15 protein-coding genes are annotated in these 14,082 nt (G+C 50.9%); 4 read left to right on the plus strand and 11 right to left on the minus strand.

The window, feature by feature from the left end; genetic code table 11:
* Nucleotides 1–41: 41 nt before the first annotated feature.
* Nucleotides 42–566: a hypothetical protein gene (locus EHN06_RS08955; RefSeq protein ID WP_127332109.1), complete on the minus strand. Its 525-nt coding sequence runs from the start codon at nt 564–566 to the stop codon at nt 42–44.
* Between the two features lie 431 nt (nt 567–997).
* On the opposite strand from EHN06_RS08955, the gene EHN06_RS08965 reads away from it, so the two are divergent.
* Together EHN06_RS08965 and EHN06_RS08970 are read left to right on the plus strand one after the other, a co-directional pair.
* Nucleotides 998–2,209 carry a type VI secretion system PAAR protein gene (locus tag EHN06_RS08965; RefSeq protein ID WP_127332111.1) on the plus strand — a complete coding sequence of 404 codons (1,212 nt, stop codon included), beginning with the start codon at nt 998–1,000 and terminating at the stop codon, nt 2,207–2,209.
* Nucleotides 2,209–2,508 (plus strand): hypothetical protein, encoded by a 300-nt coding sequence (locus EHN06_RS08970; protein WP_127332113.1) that lies wholly within the window; start codon nt 2,209–2,211, stop codon nt 2,506–2,508. The genes EHN06_RS08965 and EHN06_RS08970 overlap by 1 nt, the downstream gene beginning before the upstream one ends.
* 223 nt (nt 2,509–2,731) lie before the next feature.
* Here EHN06_RS08970 and EHN06_RS08975 read toward each other — a convergent pair whose 3' ends face one another.
* From EHN06_RS08975 to EHN06_RS08985, 3 genes are all read right to left on the minus strand, one after another.
* Entirely contained in the window at nt 2,732–3,334 is a 603-nt protein-coding gene (locus EHN06_RS08975) for a hypothetical protein (protein WP_127332115.1), read from the minus strand.
* 35 nt (nt 3,335–3,369) lie between these two features.
* Complete coding sequence (locus EHN06_RS08980; RefSeq protein WP_127332117.1) at nt 3,370–4,071, minus strand: hypothetical protein; 702 nt, start codon at nt 4,069–4,071, stop codon at nt 3,370–3,372.
* Between the two features lie 81 nt (nt 4,072–4,152).
* A complete protein-coding gene (locus EHN06_RS08985) occupies nt 4,153–5,322 on the minus strand; it encodes an SEC-C domain-containing protein (protein WP_127332119.1) in 1,170 nt (389 codons plus the stop codon).
* Nucleotides 5,323–5,782: 460 nt separating this feature from the next.
* On the opposite strand from EHN06_RS08985, the gene EHN06_RS21150 reads away from it, so the two are divergent.
* The gene (locus EHN06_RS21150) at nt 5,783–5,932 is read left to right on the plus strand and encodes a hypothetical protein (protein WP_164735593.1); all 150 of its coding nucleotides are present in this window, start codon (nt 5,783–5,785) and stop codon (nt 5,930–5,932) included.
* Nucleotides 5,932–6,141 carry a hypothetical protein gene (locus EHN06_RS08990; protein WP_127332121.1) on the plus strand — a complete coding sequence of 70 codons (210 nt, stop codon included), beginning with the start codon at nt 5,932–5,934 and terminating at the stop codon, nt 6,139–6,141. Before EHN06_RS21150 ends, EHN06_RS08990 begins: the two co-directional genes overlap by 1 nt.
* A 41-nt stretch (nt 6,142–6,182) precedes the next feature.
* Here the strand turns inward: EHN06_RS08990 and istB are convergent, their stop codons facing one another.
* The 7 genes from istB to EHN06_RS09025 form a co-directional block, all read right to left on the minus strand.
* The gene (istB, locus tag EHN06_RS08995; RefSeq protein ID WP_127332123.1) at nt 6,183–6,986 is read right to left on the minus strand and encodes an IS21-like element helper ATPase IstB; all 804 of its coding nucleotides are present in this window, start codon (nt 6,984–6,986) and stop codon (nt 6,183–6,185) included.
* Nucleotides 6,983–8,167 (minus strand): IS21 family transposase, encoded by a 1,185-nt coding sequence (gene istA, locus EHN06_RS09000; protein WP_127332125.1) that lies wholly within the window; start codon nt 8,165–8,167, stop codon nt 6,983–6,985. Before istA ends, istB begins: the two co-directional genes overlap by 4 nt.
* 266 nt (nt 8,168–8,433) lie before the next feature.
* Nucleotides 8,434–9,198, minus strand: coding sequence for a hypothetical protein (locus EHN06_RS09005; RefSeq protein ID WP_127332127.1), 765 nt, complete (start codon nt 9,196–9,198; stop codon nt 8,434–8,436).
* Nucleotides 9,199–9,285: 87 nt separating this feature from the next.
* Nucleotides 9,286–10,098, minus strand: coding sequence for a DUF2971 domain-containing protein (locus EHN06_RS09010; RefSeq protein WP_127332129.1), 813 nt, complete (start codon nt 10,096–10,098; stop codon nt 9,286–9,288).
* Nucleotides 10,099–10,187: 89 nt separating this feature from the next.
* On the minus strand, nt 10,188–10,829 hold the full coding sequence (locus tag EHN06_RS09015) for a hypothetical protein (RefSeq protein ID WP_127332131.1): 642 nt from the start codon (nt 10,827–10,829) through the stop codon (nt 10,188–10,190).
* 279 nt (nt 10,830–11,108) lie between these two features.
* A complete protein-coding gene (locus EHN06_RS09020; protein WP_127332133.1) occupies nt 11,109–11,804 on the minus strand; it encodes an NrdJb in 696 nt (231 codons plus the stop codon).
* Nucleotides 11,805–11,831: 27 nt separating this feature from the next.
* Nucleotides 11,832–13,970, minus strand: coding sequence for an adenosylcobalamin-dependent ribonucleoside-diphosphate reductase (locus EHN06_RS09025; RefSeq protein WP_127332135.1), 2,139 nt, complete (start codon nt 13,968–13,970; stop codon nt 11,832–11,834).
* Nucleotides 13,971–14,082 lie beyond the last annotated feature (112 nt).

The raw sequence follows: 14,082 nt of genomic DNA on the forward strand, positions 1-14,082 counted from the left end.
ATTTCAATTCTATTTGGAATGGAAATAATAATTTTTATAAATTAAAAGCTTACGTCGATTATGTCAAAAATCACTAACTCACCGTCAGAAAGCACGCTGTGACCTAGCCTAAAGTTTACTGTTTTAACTGAAATTACTGACCAAAATTCTTTCCCAAAAATTGTTGTCACATCAGAACCTAAAGCATTTTCTAGGCTCCATTTATTAACTACATTTCCGGTAGAATAAGAAGATATTCTTATCCAAAACGAAAATCTATTAATTGCCGCTTCATACATACCAAACCCGAGATATCCATCTTCAATGTCACTGGATTTATAAGGGCAGTTGATAACGAAATCACAACAACATTCTTCAAATTCATCGGGGGAGGAAATAACTCCCGGCATCTCCACGTGCAGTATCTCGTTGTAATTATTATTCTTTGACGCGTCAGCTACATTAGCACTGACTTTGTATCGAAAACTTGTCGGCTTCTTGACTGGCAAGCCAAAACATATAAATTCATCGTCGGAAAACTTAGTCGCGAGCCGCTCGAACCTACGTAACGTCGATTTCTCTGGCATCAAGAAATCTCCTCGTTAATCTATTTAGAACGTTAGCGGCAACGGCGTGACGACAGGAGCGTCCGTTGACCGCATTTGATACTGATAGAGCCTCCCCCAGTCCAACGGTTGACCCTAAAGCTGGAAGGCGACCAAGCACTACAAGGGAGAAGGTTCATGAACTTTTACCATAGCACCCACCGCCATTATTGTGGAATCGATTGGCACGCCCGCCAGTCTGTACCCTGTATCCTTGACGAACAGGCTGATGCTCTTCTGGCGGAGATTCCATTCGTGGAAAACCAAGCTCCGGTGTTCTCGCATGTGATTAGTGGGAGAAACTAGCCCTAACTGCTCGAAAACCCGATAAAATTCCTCTAGTGTTTACACCTACCTATTGCCGGAAGGCAACCAAGTGATGGACAACTGGATATTTAGCCAAGGAGAGTGGCATGAGTGGCAAAAAAATTGTATTGCTGGGTGATCAAGGAACGGATCATCAGGGGTTTCCGCCAACCCCTGTTATTGCGGGTTCCGCCAACGTACTTGTAGATGGAAAACCCGTGGCCAGGGTTGGAGACCCACTTGCACCGCACTCCAAACCGAAACACCCTCCCCACCCACGGGCCATTGCCTCGGGGTCCGCAACTGTGCTGATAAATGGAATTCCTGCTGCGGTAACAGGCGGCGCCATTACATGTGGTGGGATTACGATTGGCAGTGGTAGTGTTGTTATCGGCGATACCTATATGCCAGCACCTTTTTCTGGCCTCTCTCCAGCCCCTTTGAAAGCTCAGGCCAAAGGGGCGATAGTCCCCTCGACTGACATGGAACAAAGCCGACAAAATGCTAACAACGATGTGGGAGCGCAGCAGAGTAGGGCATCTCACACTGAGTTGAAGACGAACGCGACCGGTCAGGGCGAAGTCGCTCAGCTTAATGCAGCGGGACGGTCTGATGACGTTGGCGATAGTTCTGGTGGTAATGAAGAACTCAATGCTGAAGTAACAACAGATGATCGCACTCAGAATTATGGGCCGCTGAAAGGCGAGTGCTGTACTCAGCCGGGCGAACAAATCTCTGGTACATACTTCTTTCCCGGAGCGGGCATGGACGGGGCCTATGTCAGGCCGATGGTCAAGGCCATGAGGGACGCGGGTATCAACAGTGCGATGTATGTTGACCGAGACAAATGGTCGGGCGGAACAGCAATGGATGCGGCTGTTGGGTCAGTTTTGGGCCGGGATTATGATCCGCGCTTTCCCATGTTACTGCGCGTTGCCACAAATCAGACAGCCAGTCAGTTCAATTTGATAGGGTACTCCTACGGCTCAGTGGTGGCAGCGCAATTAGCCGCCAAATACGCGAGGCAGGGCACTGTTGTTGATCACCTTGTCCTGATTGGCAGCCCGATTAGCCAGTCTTTCCTGGGAATGCTGAGAGATATCACGGACATTCGCAAAGTGGTTGTTATTGATATCGATGAACATGGAGACCCAATTTACGCTGGAATGAGCGTAATCGAGCTTTTCATGGAATTGCCGTTACTTGCGAGCCAGATGCCGGATTCAGAAGGGCACTTCTATTACGCTGAACCCGCTGAAGTTGGAAATGAACGACGGCGCAAGCTTGCCGAGGAGCTCTACCGGGTGGGAGTGCGGTAATGAATGCATCGATGCTACGCAAAGCTCTGTATCCGGCGGCGTTGCTGGTAATTACGGCCGTGCAAGCGTGGATCTTTTATGTCTTCAGCCGGTTCATTGTTGCTGGCGAGGGTATTGGGGTTTACGCAGTTTTTTTGTATCTGATTGTTTTGGTTGTCAGTGCATTGTTATGGGCTGCGTCATATTACTACCAGCGGGGCAGGGCAAAGGCTGTGGTGTTTTGGGGCATCGCTTTGGCGCTGATGCCTATAATACTGGTTCAGCCAGTATGGTGGTCTGCGCCGGCGATTGGGAATTAGACGGACTTGCCAGCTGGACTACTAGGGTGACAGAGGGGAGTTCTGTCGCTGCTTGGCCGTCGGGCGACAGAACATGGCGTAAATTCTATAATCCTCCTGTGTTGGTAGGCTTTCAATAGCTTCGGAATTGGGTATAGTGAATGCCTTTCAGAAAAATAGATCTGTACTGTTTTTCACAAGGCCGATGCTTGCTGTGTCGGCCAGCATTGGCTCGTTAAATCTATTAGAAATCATCTCTGGTTAAGTTTCCCCGAGCTCCTTCAATTAACTTTTTCAAATGGTCTTCCGATGATTCCAATTGGGCTAGGTATGCTTTGTGTACCTCAGACCCTTCGTCGCCAAGGTACGGAAGCTCTTTGTTGGACAAATGATAATTTACATGCCAATAGGCGGTGGCCGCATTGTGATATTGCCCTTTCAACAAGTCTCCCCACCTATCCAAGATATCTTCAGACAGGTTTTCGGCTGTCCCAGGATGGGCTGCCTCAACCTTTGCGATCCCGTCATTAATTGCATCGACATATGAATCGATCAGGGAGAAGGATTTTCTTTGAGAGGCCCCTAATTTTATCGCGATATCCGAATAATGCTTTTTAAACATAGGATTAGATAATTTAAGCGGAAGGTCAGGAGAAAATCCGCCCAGCGCAAATATTTGGATTGCTCTTTCATACGCTCTGCATACTAAAAACAATCGATCTTTGATGTCTTCAAGCTCTTCTATGATCGCCGTCTGTAGATGTGATACCTTTCGTCTTTGAAGGTAAATGTCAATCACCTTTCCTAGGGCCGCGCCCAAGACGATCAATACTATTTTTTCGTACATAGATCAATCCCGGCAGGAGCGTGTTGCTATGCCAATTACACCTTGAGGTCATATTTTTCTCGAAGATGCGAAACGACTTTGAACAAGGCACGGTAAATGTTTAGTTCGTTCGCCCCGAAGGCGTAATATCCAGTGATCAGCTCTTCGCTAGGAATATCTGGTGAGACAGTCCTTCTTTTCCTTTCCTCCGAACCTGAGTAGAACTTAACCGGATATCGGAACTGCCGACCTTCACTTTCAAGTTCGCCCCAGCTTCCATAGTTTTGAATGTTTCCATTGTAGCACTCGTTTCCGACAATTTGCTCCAGCTCAATAAGCAAAGATTTTATCGGGTCAATTTGCTGTCGGGTAGCGATAATTGATGCATGCTTTTGTGACTTATTCTCCAAGAACTCAAGCTGCCCTGCGTAATAGTCCTCGTACTTTTCCTTGGCCTCTGCTTTCCACTCTTCAATAACCTCATGCGCCACGCCATCAGCGGAAAATGCCAGAAATTCGCGATAGGCGGAAAGCTCAGATTCGACCGAATCAAAGATTTCAGTCCAGTGTTCAAAGCTTTCTAGCGCAGACTTGATAAATTCATCCTTTAGATTTTCAAGATCACCAAAATCAATGCTCTGAAGCTTATTGTAACCTTCTTTCTCTTCTGAAATGCAGTATCTCTGCATTTCCTTATCGTCAGGCCACTGGTTTTTGGCGCGAGCAACTATTTCTTTGAACACTTTTTCAGGAATCATTTGCGCCCTCCGAGGCATAACGTTGGGGGAAGTCCAGCGTCCCTTGACGCCGGGAGGTTATATAGATGTTAGAAGGAATTTCTACATACTTCCAACTTCATTAACAATATTGAACCCAGAAATTATCTTGGCTAGATCCTGAAACGTACTTTCCAACCTTATTGCATTAAACCCGATTCCGGACCTCATTCTATGTATAAGGTGCTCTCTGTTTCTACTGCTTAGCATATCCCACCAAGTGGGATTGAAATATGTGTTTTCCAGTTGTTCAACAGCCAGGATAAGGGAAGCATTTGCCTTTTCAGTGTTCTTTAACGATCTAAACGATTTGACGAATTGCCGCGCTGGCCCATCATTAGCCCCATGCCACCCAAAAGCCAAAAATGATCTTTCACCAACTACCGACACATTTACGCATACGTGCTCAAACTCAAAATTACCGCGAGAAATTCTTTGTAGAGTATTGCCTTCAAAATCAATCTCCGGATAAAACCCTCCGCTGCATACAAAAGGTAGTATTCCATCAAACTCAACTGCATAGTGTGGCATTGATTCGAAGTTTTCATCCAAAAACATCTTGTCATATTTGGTCTTCCATACTTCCAGCTCCTTCATGCCTCTCTCGATTCCAGCACGATGTGTATGAAGATAATTCTGAATGTAGGCCTGCGCTTGAAAATCCTTCCCTTTGTCGAAATTGCGCTGTATTTCTATTGTTTTAATCGAGTTCATTTTTGTCAGATACTCATATGAAAGAGCGCGAAATGCTAAGAGAAAGGCAGCCTGATGATTTAGAGTAAACGTAGTACTCTCTATCGGCTCAAATAGGGCATTGTCATGGTATGAACAGAAACCCATGAATGTTGACGCATTTCCTATCCCGATTGGAACAGGAGTAATCTGACCATTATTCTTGAATATATTCTCAAATCCTTTTTTTGGCGAAATAACGTGTCCTTTTTCGGAAATTGCACTAAGACCACTCGCCCTTTGAATAGTATGAGCTTTGATTAATTTACTTGAACATGATTCTTTAGAGGCTTCTGGGTGGAGGCATGTTCCTTGCTTTTGGTTTTGATACATCTCCTTCATTAGCTTTCCGACCGGAACTTCTTGCTGAAGATGCCTATCCCTGTGACACTTCTTCCACTTCTTGCCCGACCCACACCAGCACAACTCATTTCGTCCCATGACCTTTTTTGGGGTTAGAGACGAAGGGGGATCAAACTCAGCATTCAATGATGGATGCATTTTTGCCTTCTAACACCTAAGCATTTAATGGTCGTGCGCAGATGACCTTTAAATGTCTATTGGACTAAGCCGCCAGGGCCACTGCTATCGGGCGACGTATGAAGGATAAAGTAACTCAGGGGCAGGAGCCGGAGCGGTGAGTCTGGTTGCCGGAGTGCATCAGCACCAGCGAACATGGGCCTCATTATATCCTTCATGGGGAGCTTCCTTGTTGTGGTTTCATTCAGACTAACCCGCAGATACTACTTTTTCCAGTCCTGGACCGTACAGAAGCCCAGCTCACAAGGAACTGTAGGCTTTCAGTCGCCAGACCAGGATCAACAGGAAGGCTAGCCAGTCGGCACGGCCGTTATTCTGAACCGGGGGATCTGACGGACCATGCGAACCAGCCGCTCATCACAGCGTGGGCGTGTCTCCGGTCAGGGCGAAATCGCGTAGCTTAATCCGGCGAGACAGTCTGATGACGTTGGCGATACTTCTGGTGGTAATGAAGAACTCAATGCAGATGCCGGATTCAGAAGGGCATTTCTATTACGCTGAACCCTCTGAAGCTGGAAATGAACGACGGCGCAAGCTTGCCGAGGAGCTCTACCAGGTGGGAGTGCGGTAATGATTACATTGATTCTACGCAAAGCTCTATATCCGGCGGCGTTGCTGCTAATTACGGCCGTGCAAGCCTGGATTTTTTATATCTTCAGCCGGTTCATTGTTGCTGGAGAGGGTGTCGGGGTTTACGCAGTATTTTTATACCTGATTGTTTTGATTGTCAGTGCATTGTTATGGGCTGCGTCATATTACTACCAGTGTCAACAACAGTGAGTTTTGACCGCTTTTTATCAGTTTAGATTGTCCGGTTTTCATCAGTTTTCAGTGACCGTTTTTTGAGTGTCTGGGTCGTCAGATTCCTCCTGTTGTTGAGTAGTACCGGGAACGAGCCCCGCCTTCCGTTTATCCTTCAACCGGTAGCTTTCGCCCTTGATGTTCAGGGTCGTTGAGTGATGCAGCAGTCGATCCAGTATCGCCGTGGCAATGACCTGGTCCCCGAACACCTCGCCCCAGTCCATAAAGCTTTTGTTGGACGTCAGGATGGTGCAGGCGCGCTCATAACGACGATTGATCAACCGGAAGAACAGGCTGGCCTCCTCCCGAGTCATGGGCAGGTAACCGATCTCGTCCAGGATCAGGACCTTTGGGTAACTCAGTTGCTGCAACTGCCGGTCCAACCGGTTTTCCTGCCGCGCTTTCATCAGGGTGCTGACCAGGCGATCCAGCGTCATGAACAGAACGCGATGCCCGGCTTCTGCGGCCTTCACGCCAAGGGCCACGGCCAGGTGGGTTTTGCCCACCCCGGGCGGGCCCAGCAGAATGACGTTCTCATTGCGCTCCACGAACCCCAGGCCGGATAGGTCCCGGATCAGCTTGCGGTCGATGCTCGGCTGGAAGCTGAAGTCGAACTGCTCCAGGGTTTTGATCCAGGGCAGACGGGCCTGTTTCAGGCGGGTATCCAGGCCTTTCTGGTGGCGGCCACCCCATTCCTGGGCCAGGGCCTGTTCGAGGAATTCCCGGTAGTTCAGGTCCTTCTTGCTGGCGTGCTCACAGAGAGTATCCAGCGTGGCTTGCAGGTGATCCATCTTGAGCCGGTCGAGGAGTTGGTCCAGGTTCATTGGAGTACCTCCTCATACACCGCCAGGCTTCGGTGCTGCACCGGCATCACGTCGTGCCACAAGGAGCTATGGTGATCCTCCAGGACCTGCCAGCCGTCCTTGCGATCCGTGAGTCGGTGGCGGGCCACTTCCTGGCCACGGATGTCGTAGACGGCCAGTTCATCGTCCAGGCTGATACGGATCGTGACCTGCTGGCCACAGCACCGCGCGGGTACACTGTACCGATTCCCCCGGACATCGATGTAGGCATCCCAACTGACGTGGCGGACATCGTAGTATCGAGTGTCGAAGTCCGTTGCCGGTTTTGCCAGCAGTTGGGCTTTCTCGGTTTCGAACCGATCCAGCGGCGTTTGCTGGAATTGCCTCAGCAGGCGTTGATGGGCACAGGTTGTTAACCAGTGCTCCAGCAACTGGTTCAGGTGCGCGTAGCTGTCGAAGCTTCGATAGCGCTGGAAGAAGTGGTGCTTTACGTAGCCCACCATCCGCTCGGTCTTGCCCTTGGTTCTGGGGCGCTGAGGGCGGCAGGCCTTGGCAACGAACCCATAATGATTGGCCAGTTCCAGGAAGCCGGTATTGAAGGTGACCCTGCCATCACGATCATGACGCACCACCGCCGCCTTCTGGTTATCCACCAGAACACTGGCCGGGACGCCATCAAAGTACCGGAAGGCCTGCACCAGGGACTCGTAGGTGTGTTCGGCATCCTGCCGCGGTCCCGCCCAGACGTGAAGGTATCGGGAGTAACCCAACACGTTCACGGCGATGTTGACGGTACAGATCCGACCACCGACTTCGGTCCGGATCTGGCCCCAGTCGTGCTGGAGCTGCTTGCCAGGTTGCGTCTCGTATCGAACCGTTTGCTTACTGGCTCGCAAGGGCCGCTTGGGCTGGATGTACTCGCGAACCAGTGTCGAGGAGCCGCTGTACCCTTGTTCCCGCAACTGCTGGAAAATGACCTCGGCGTTCCAGACCTCATTGGCCAACTGCTGATCGATAAAGGGCTTGAAGGGATCCAGCTTGCTGGGGCGACGCGTTTTGGGCTTGCCGGTCGGTGGTGCTGGCAGGGCCAGATACCGGCGCACCGTGCGTTCTGAACAGCCAATCCGGTGGGCAATGTCCACGATGTGTGCCCCTTGTACCCGTAGTTGCTTTATCATGAGAAAGTCCTCTCGGCTTTGCATGAGCCTTTTCCTTCCAGGTTTCGTCACCTTCAAGAAAAGGCCATGCGGGTCGGGAGGACAATCTATCCTGACAATTTACGGACTTTTAGCACCGTTGCTGACACCAGCGGGGCAGGGCAAAGGCTGTGGTGTTTTGGGGCATCGCTTTGGCGCTGATGCCTATAATATTGGTTCAGCCAGTATGGTGGTCTGCGCCAGTGATTGGGAATTAGACGGACTTGCCAACTGGACAACTACGCTGACACATAGGGCCGCGCCTGCACTGGTTAAATTGTTGTAAGTGTTGGATACCGCCACTGCCAGACGACATCCTTCTCGGCTTTCTCTGTCCCAATTAACATCCTACGGTACTCACCTTCTATTAAGTCCTTGTTTTTTGATAGCTCCTCAACATCTATCGGATTAAGAAGAAACTCCATCTCGCTATCTACAATCTCAAATTCTTCTGGAGACTTGATTTCGACTGATACTCGGTATTTTCCTTGTTTCCAGGGAAAGGCATGCTTATTAAAGCTATATAGCTCGGTCATTTCCTGTTCTCTAAGAAAGGACTCTGGGTCATACTTATTCTCAGACTTTAAATAACTCATTTTCTTTATCGCGCTTTCTTCATACTGCTGCTTAGATGAAATATATACGGCTTCTTGGCACCGAATGAACCTCTCTTCAATTTCTTTCTGGTTCAGTTTTATCGCCAGAACGGACTGTTCTTTCTCGAATGGCATTACTCCGGCATCCGGAGTTGTCATCTTTCCTACATGCTGAGTTATCCCTTGCCACTCGAAAGTTCGCTCCTCTCCGCTCTCATGTTTCAAACGGATTTTTAAATCAGACACTACGATGTCCTTGTTTTCTACAGCGAACGCTATTCGGATATTAAGAATTGACCCGTGAGTAGTGAATCCAATTTCAGGCGCTCTATTGGTAAGGACACGAATTCTTGATTTCGTGAGCCAAGTCTTAATCATGCCAATTAGGTGTGGCGTCCATGCCAGAGCACCCAAAACTGCGATCCAATCAATGAATTTCATCTACCCTCCAATCAGGAGAAAATTTAACGCCCTGGCTTTGCGGCATGCCGGAGCGCTAGCGTAGGTGCGTCCGCCAACATGCACTGGTTAGCTTTTGTTGATAGATGGTTTTGCAACGAGGTTCCAAGAGTGAACATCGGGTTCACATTGCATCATCTTGATATCTTTTCTCCCCCAGGACTGAAGCACACCTTTCAACTCTTCATCGGTAACAGAGCCACCTTTGGTAACATTTCTATATAAATGTCGCCCCAAGTAAATTTCTTTAAGCGAGTTCTCCGGCACATCAAAGCAGTATAGAGGCCGACCAGAGACAGTCACCTTATTCCATTCACGATAGCGCCCACCATCTGTGTGATAACCGATGGGGATATTTTCTATATTTTTTACAATACGGACTTCTTCTTCGTATGCCCACTCGAGAGACTTATACAGAAAAGCTCTCTTGATTAGATTGAAGACATTCGAGTCAAAACGAAGGCTACCACCAATATCCATTAGCTCCTGCTCGCCAATCACGGGTAGATCCTTGTGCGGCTTCGTAGCTGAGTAGATCATCTCTCCATACTGGCTTGGAATCACATTGCTTTGCAGGTTTGAAAAGCCGGCCGAATCACAATCAAACCCAAGGACTACCCCTTGGTGAGAGTCTCCATAATGCGACCACATAAGCGCGTTTAACGGCTGACGAGTCAACGATAAGACACCGTATTTTCTCGAGAAACGGTTTCTACAAGCATCCGTGGCGGTTTTCGCGCTTATAGACTCATCGCTATCTTTAAAACCAAAGGCTGTGCATTCAAAAGGGTCGTTCAAATCTTCAAGACATGAAAATCCTAGCGATAGGGTATCGATCACCTTTCGCGCGGCACCGAAGGACATGTACTTGTATAGAATCATGAACCTCCCTCAAAAGAAGCTAACGCAGAGCGAACCGGGGGCCTTTTTGGGGCAAAGCGGAGAAAAGGACATCTGTGTGACGCGTTTGGTTAGCTATTGTTTCGTCTGGTCACAAAATTACCGCACTTTTGCCAAAATGGTTGGGGGCGAATGATCATGGCACATACTGACTCTATTTCAGAAACGAACCCCTCAACCTTGTCGTTAAAATGATCTTTTTCTGACAGGGTGCCCCAGAATACTGATTCGTGCTCGTGCATTTCTTTCAGGTGACGCTCAAACTCTTCTTTCTCCATCTGAACGCGGCCCTGACGCAACCAATAGGTCGGCAGCATATTTGCTGAAACGAAAACCTCATTCAGTGATTTTCTAAAATTCTCCAGAGGTTTAGCAGACTCCTGGCCAAAGACAGCCATGAATCGATAGCGGAGCGCAAACAGATTGGCAAACACCTCTCTGTGCTGCTCGTAACGCTCAAAAACAATGTAGGCCCTGTTAAGCAACTCGGTTTGTTCTGGAGTTTCATTAGCATCAGCCTTTCTCGTTGAGCCTTCTCCGGTGTGAGAAAACGGGCTGCGGATCGCCCGCAGACGCTCCCTGCAGTCATACACCAAAGTAAGAACTTCCTCGGCTAGCTCATATTCACGGCGACCCTTTAACTCCCTTCTCCACTCATTTACCCCGTAAATGGCGGTGAGCGAAGCAACGATGAGTCCGATATTCTCAAGCAAGAGATCGACCTCCATTTAATTGGCTAAAGCGTACTTAACAGAACGCTTCATTATTCCAAAACACGTGACTTCTGCATTATTGCGCGTCGTTATTACGCAAAAATATAGAACATACGTCTAAAAGTAGTCTAGATTTCAATATGTTGCGAACAGGGTTCCTGGCTTTGTCGTAATGTCGCCACGTAATAACGAAACGGTCAGGCGAGTACATCTAAGCGAAAACAAAAAAGGCCCGAAGCTTTCACTCCAGGCCTTCCCATCAATCACCGGTCAATCACCTCAACCGCACTTACTATCGCCACAAGACAGGCAAGTCGCACACCCGTCCATCACGATCACCGCCTTGGTGCTGCACTTGCCACACATGGTGGCGTTGGCGGGGTAGTCGCTGGCTTTTTCGTCGTTCGTGGCCGTGGTGTGGCTGGCTTCGAACTCGGCGCGCTTTTCGGCGAGGATGCGCTTGGTGGTTTCGCTCATTTCCTCGTTTTCCAGCAGGCCGATGGCCTTCAGGTGTTTCTCGATCACGGCGCCGATTTCAGCCACCAGGGACGGCATGAAGACGCCGCCTTTCTTGAAGTAGCCGCCGTTGGGGTCGTACACGCTGCGCAGCTCTTCCACCAGGAAGGTCACGTCGCCACCCTTGCGGAATACCGCGGAGATAACGCGGGTGAGGGCGATAACCCACTGAAAGTGTTCCATCGACTTGGAGTTGATGAACACTTCGTACGGCTGCCGGCTTTCGTGGTCGGTGCCTTCGTTGAGCAGGATGTCGTTGATGGTGATGTACATCGCGTGCTCGGCCACCGGCGGTTTGATCTTGTAGGTGGTGCCCAGCAGGAAGTCCGGCCGTTCGATGTATTCGTTCATCTCAACGGGCTTGGTTTCCGCCTGCACCGGTGCCTGGTGTTCGGTGGCTTCGGGGTCGGCTTTCTTTACGCGGTAGCCGACGATTTTGTTGCTGATTTTAACTGTCATGTTCGTTGTCCTGTGTCGGTTCCCGGATCAATATTTACCGTAGGTGCCTTCTTTGAGCGCGTCGAATAGGTTGGCGGCGTTGTGGATCTCGCCGTCGTACTCCACCTGCTCGTTGCCCTTCAGGGTCACCTTGCTGCCGTCGTCCAGTGTGAATTCATACAGCGTGTTTTCCAGGTCTTTCTCTTTGACCAGTACACCCTGGAACGCCTCGGGGTTGAAGCGGAAGGTGGTGCAACCCTTCAGGCCCTTGTCGTAGGCGTACATGTAGATGCCCTTGAAGTCCGGGTAGGCGAAGTCCGTGGGCACGTTGGCGGTCTTGGAGATGGACGAGTCCACCCACTTCTGCGCCGCGGCCTGGATGTCCACGTGCTGCGTCGGCGTGACGTCGTCGGAGGTGGTGAAGTAGCTGGGCAGCTTCTTGTCTTCGTCCTCGGAGAACGGCATCGCGCCCGGGTTGACCAGGTGGCGGTAGGCCAGCAGTTCGAAGGAGAACACGTCTACCTTTTCCTTGGTCTTGCGACCTTCGCGGATGATGTTCCGGGCGTAGTGGTGCGAGAAGCTCGGCTCAATGCCGTTACTGGCGTTGTTGGCCAGTGACAGGCTGATGGTGCCGGTCGGCGCGATGGAGGTGTGGTGGGTGAAGCGGCCACCTTTCTCGGCCAGTTTCTCGATCAGTTCCGGTTCCACGCCGGCAATCTGCTGCATGTAGCGGCTGTACTTGGCGTGCAGGACCTTGCCCTTGAGCTTGTCGCCCAGCTTGTAGCCGTCTTCGCTCAGCTGCGGGCACTTGGACAGCATCTTGGGGGTAATCTCGAACTCGTCGTCCATGATCGGCGCCGGGCCTTTTTCTTCGGCCAGGGCCAGGGACTGGCGCCAGCCTTCCACGGCCATCTCGCGCACCACGTCTTCGGTGAACTGTACGGATTCTTCAGAACCGTAGGGCATGCGCAGCATGGCAAGGGTGGAACCCAAACCGAGGATGCCCATGCCGTGGCGGCGCTTGTAGGTGATTTCGTGGCGCTGTTCGGCCAGCGGCAGGCCGTTGATTTCCACCACGTTGTCCAGCATGCGGGTGAAGATGCCCACCACCTTGCGGTACTTTTCATAGTTGAAGCTGGCCTTGTCGGTGAACGGGTAGTCCACGAACTTGGTCAGGTTCACCGAGCCCAGCAGGCAGCTGCCGTACGGGGGCAGGGGCTGCTCGCCACAGGGGTTGGTGGCACGGATGTCTTCGCAGAACCAGTTGTTGTTCATCTGGTTGACCTTGTCGATCAGGATGAAGCCGGGCTCTGCGTAGTCGTAGGTGCTGGTCATGATGGTGTCCCAGATGAACTGGGCTTTCAGGGTGCGGTAGATACGGCACGCCACCTTGCCTTCATCGTTGACCACGTAGCCGTCCAGGATCGGGAAGTCGCGGTAGACAAACTGCTCCGGATCGTTCAGGTCCAGGCCTTCTTCCTCCACTTCCTTCTCGGTGACCGGGAAGGACAGGTGCCAGTCGTCACCGTTGCGCACGGCTTCGATGAAGTCTTCGGTGATCAGCAGCGACAGGTTGAACTGGCGCAGGCGGCCGTCTTCACGCTTGGCCTGGATGAAGTCGATGATGTCCGGGTGGTGAACGTCGAAGGTGGCCATCTGGGCGCCCCGGCGGCCACCGGCGGAAGACACGGTGAAGCACATGCGGTCGAAGATATCCATGAACGACAGCGGGCCGGAGGTAGTGGCACCGGCGCCGGCAACGTAAGCGCCACGGGGGCGCAGGGTGGAGAATTCGTAGCCGATGCCGCAGCCGGCTTTCAGGGTCAGGCCGGCTTCGTGGTTCTTTTCCAGGATGTCGTTCATGGAATCCTGAATGGAGCCAGACACAGTACAGTTGATGGTGGAGGTGGCCGGTTTGTGGGCCTCGGCACCGGCGTTGGAGGTAATACGCCCCGCCGGGATAGCGCCGTGTTGAAGGGCCCAGATAAAGTCCTTCATGTGCTTGGCGCGGTTGGCCTTGGCTTCCACCTGGGAAAGGGCAGTCGCTACGCGTTCGTAGGTCGCGTTGATGTCCTTATCGACAGGTTCGCCGGTCTTGGTCTTGAGCTGGTACTTGCTGCTCCAGATATCAAGCGAAGCTTCCTGCATTGGAATTGTTGTTACCACTGCCTGTGCTTTAGCGTTCATTGCCACCCTCAATCTTCCAGTATGTCTTATTAAATGGCTGTCGGTGACCCCGAATACAACCATACCCCTTTGGAACTTTTTGATTTTTGCTGGCCAGGCTGCGTGCCCTGGC

The sequence above is a fragment of the Marinobacter sp. NP-4(2019) genome, assembly GCF_003994855.1.
Taxonomy (GTDB): Bacteria; Pseudomonadota; Gammaproteobacteria; order Pseudomonadales; family Oleiphilaceae; genus Marinobacter.

Coding starts and splice junctions, on each gene's coding strand:
- EHN06_RS08955 (WP_127332109.1), bottom strand. CDS start 566: ATGCCAGAGAAATCGACGTTACGTAGGTTCGAGCGGCTCGCGACTAAG.
- EHN06_RS08965 (WP_127332111.1), top strand. CDS start 998: ATGAGTGGCAAAAAAATTGTATTGCTGGGTGATCAAGGAACGGATCAT.
- EHN06_RS08970 (WP_127332113.1), top strand. CDS start 2,209: ATGAATGCATCGATGCTACGCAAAGCTCTGTATCCGGCGGCGTTGCTG.
- EHN06_RS08975 (WP_127332115.1), bottom strand. CDS start 3,334: ATGTACGAAAAAATAGTATTGATCGTCTTGGGCGCGGCCCTAGGAAAG.
- EHN06_RS08980 (WP_127332117.1), bottom strand. CDS start 4,071: ATGATTCCTGAAAAAGTGTTCAAAGAAATAGTTGCTCGCGCCAAAAAC.
- EHN06_RS08985 (WP_127332119.1), bottom strand. CDS start 5,322: ATGCATCCATCATTGAATGCTGAGTTTGATCCCCCTTCGTCTCTAACC.
- EHN06_RS21150 (WP_164735593.1), top strand. CDS start 5,783: ATGACGTTGGCGATACTTCTGGTGGTAATGAAGAACTCAATGCAGATG.
- EHN06_RS08990 (WP_127332121.1), top strand. CDS start 5,932: ATGATTACATTGATTCTACGCAAAGCTCTATATCCGGCGGCGTTGCTG.
- istB (WP_127332123.1), bottom strand. CDS start 6,986: ATGAACCTGGACCAACTCCTCGACCGGCTCAAGATGGATCACCTGCAA.
- istA (WP_127332125.1), bottom strand. CDS start 8,167: ATGCAAAGCCGAGAGGACTTTCTCATGATAAAGCAACTACGGGTACAA.
- EHN06_RS09005 (WP_127332127.1), bottom strand. CDS start 9,198: ATGAAATTCATTGATTGGATCGCAGTTTTGGGTGCTCTGGCATGGACG.
- EHN06_RS09010 (WP_127332129.1), bottom strand. CDS start 10,098: ATGATTCTATACAAGTACATGTCCTTCGGTGCCGCGCGAAAGGTGATC.
- EHN06_RS09020 (WP_127332133.1), bottom strand. CDS start 11,804: ATGACAGTTAAAATCAGCAACAAAATCGTCGGCTACCGCGTAAAGAAA.
- EHN06_RS09025 (WP_127332135.1), bottom strand. CDS start 13,970: ATGAACGCTAAAGCACAGGCAGTGGTAACAACAATTCCAATGCAGGAA.